The organism is Candidatus Jordarchaeum sp. (assembly GCF_052745115.1).
Window position 1 is genome coordinate 1 of record NZ_JBRAKS010000431.1, and the last position, 2,909, is coordinate 2,909.

The following is a 2,909-nucleotide window of genomic DNA, read 5'->3' on the forward strand; positions in this document are numbered from 1 at the left end:
TCATGATTAAAGTCCAAGAATGGTATTATTTATCATTAAATCTTTCTACTGTTGGAAACCCCTGCAAAAGATTTTTATTCGATATCCGCCAGACAAATTTTACGAGTCTCTTTTTTATCAAGTTTTTTGGTTTAGAAAGATTTATAAAATCTCTAATTATGTTTTCTTCTTCAAATTTCCCTAAGCGAGCTTGACCTCAATGCGTAGTTAAAATGTTAAATTATCACTAATTGCGTGAATAAGCTACCTTTTTTTAGTAAATCTGATTGTGATTTCTATAAATTCTAATTTTTTCAAGGCTTTAATTTCTTTTCTATAAGTGTCGATTATTATAATTAGTAACTAAACATCAAACTAAGTGAGCGTAGGTAAAGCTATTAGCGAATTCAAAAAATCTGCGGTGTACAATGCGATATTAAAAGCCGAGTTTTAGATAGATTGAAGCTAAAGGATGGATAAGATGAACGTATCTGTTAATGTTGCCCAAAAAAAGGGTTCTCAAGTGGAACCTCTTGATACTGTTGATGCAAAGTTAATTGGACATATGATTAAAATCAGAGATGAGATTGTAAGAATGGTAAATTTGAGGTTTCCCATTAAGGGTCTGGATATGGTGGTTCAACAGGCTTTTGATAGTGCTTTAGCTAAGAATAGCGACATTTTATGGAGTACTTTGAATTTAGAGACTAGACATTCATCATCAAGGGATGGTATGTTAGAGGAGACCGTTACTTCGGTTAGTAATCCGTCTCAAAATTTTGATTTACATAGTGAACTCTATTCTCGTATGAGGCAGACTTTGAGTAAAATAGTTGAATATTCAGAAGGTTCTTCAAAAATCTCAATGATTCAACCCGATGTTGAATTTGATGCGGGTAAAGACGAGGAAATTAATATACGAGTTATTGAGGATTACCAAAAAAGGATAAATAAATTAATGTTGGCAGTAAAGGCGAGGGATAGAAAAATCCTAGAACAAAAGAGGGAGATAAAAAAATTAAAAAATTCTTTAGAGAGCCTTGAGAACCAAACCTGCTCACCGTTTATATACGATTCAACATCGGACCCACAAGAAAAGATTCAGATCGAAAAGCAAATGGGAAGCTTAATGGAATTTATGCGGAAAATCACTCCAATTCTTAATAAAGATCAAAAATACAAGATAATTTTCTTCCTGAAGCGTGTAGGTAAAGCTGATATTAATAAACTGAAGAGTGAGCTGAAAATTCCCAAAAGCAAATTGAATACCCTAATTAAAGAACTTGAAACAATGGGCATTGTGACAAGAATAGAAGATACGATTCTACTCAGGGATGTTCATTGAATAATTTCTCAGCATATTAAAAACCCAAGCTCATTTCGGGAAATATTAGAAAATTTATGGATGTGTTGGAAATTGATATATGGACTATTTATATTCGATAGATTTGGAAATAATCTTTTCCATAAATTCTTTGGAAAAATCGATGTAGATCCGGAACTCTTAATCCATTTTGTCAAAGAGTTCACAACATTTGTACAAAACCTCGACCAGAGCGAAAGAATCGAATGTCTAAATCTTGAAGGCCTGAAATTTGTTTACTCCATCTTCAAAGATACATTGTTTGTATTCTGTGTGGATCAAAAGGAGGATGAAATGTATCTAAGGGATAGACTTGTAAAAGTATATGATGAATTCACTAAACTCCTCAAGAATCTATTGCAAGAAGAATACCAGTTAACAGAACAACAAGAACTAGAAATGGTACTAGAACCAGAAGAAGTAATAGAAGCAACTGATCAAGGAGAACTAGATGAAATAGTAAAACAAGAGAAAGTTGAAGAGCTTATGGAGAAAAGAATTGTAGAAAAACTCTTCAAAGAGTTTGGAAATGTGGTTGATGAGATTATGTTTCCGTTCCTCAAGATAGCTATTCTGGGTCAGGGAGGAGTTGGAAAAACTTCGGTCCTAAAACTCATTATGGGCGAAGAACCAGATTCCTCTCATATTCCAACAGTCGGAGTAGAAGTTAAAGAGTTCGATTTTGAACCCAAAGAAATGAAGCTTGTTTTTTGGGACTTTTCGGGTCAGCCCCGCTTCAGAAAGCTCTGGCAACCATTTCTTGAGGGAAGCAACATCGTCATTCTGGTTACAGATTCAACCATTGAAAACCTAGTGGAAACCAAAACAATATACAAATTAATTAAGGCAGAGAAACCGGATGTAAACGTGATTCTAATAGCAAATAAGCAAGACTTACCAGACACGGTTCCACCAGAAACTGTTGGAAAATATGTCGGGGAAAAAGCACACGGTTTGGTCGCGGTTGATCCAAACTATAGAGAAAAAATGTTAGAAATCCTCAAAAAAGCAATTATAGAAATCATAGAAACCAAATCTCAACAAGTTCAATCTCTAAGGACTGAGACATAAATTCCATGCACTCAAAAGTAACGGACAAAACTCAACCATTACTTTATTCATAAACCTAACATCAACATCGTTTCCACATTTTTAGCCTACCTACCCAAAAAAGGAATACTAAAACATGGATCTTGAAACACGACCAAATTCTTTATATTTTCTGTCCCTTCACGGCGAAACAGCCTTTAATATTCCCTTCACTTTTTCAACCACTTCCCTAAGATCATTTTCATTCGGTCTTCCCCGGATATCACCTAGTCTCCCATGGATATTATGTTCCTTTAAGCTCTCTGTAATATATTCACCGACTATATACTATTCTGCGATTATGTTGTAGCCTAGATGGTCAAATAACTGTCCCATATACTTCACTGCGGGAATGGCTTCGTTTATACCGGTATGGCCCCCGCCATAAGTGCAATAAACCACAACGTTTAATTGGGGTCTTTTTGGAGAACCGTTGTCCGAAACTTACCCATCTAGGACACTTCCAGATGGTGTTCGG

General features: G+C 35.2%; 3 protein-coding genes. All 3 read left to right on the top strand.

Annotated features, from left to right (window positions below; genetic code table 11):
* Nucleotides 1–194 (top strand): hypothetical protein (locus ACUVXA_RS19105; protein ID WP_445872883.1); only part of this gene is annotated, 194 nt, incomplete at its 5' end.
* A 266-nt stretch (nt 195–460) separates the two neighbouring features.
* Entirely contained in the window at nt 461–1,324 is an 864-nt protein-coding gene (locus tag ACUVXA_RS19110) for a MarR family transcriptional regulator (protein ID WP_445872884.1), read from the top strand.
* A gap of 72 nt (nt 1,325–1,396) precedes the next feature.
* Nucleotides 1,397–2,413: an ADP-ribosylation factor-like protein gene (locus ACUVXA_RS19115; protein ID WP_445872885.1), complete on the top strand. Its 1,017-nt coding sequence runs from the start codon at nt 1,397–1,399 to the stop codon at nt 2,411–2,413.
* Nucleotides 2,414–2,909 lie beyond the last annotated feature (496 nt).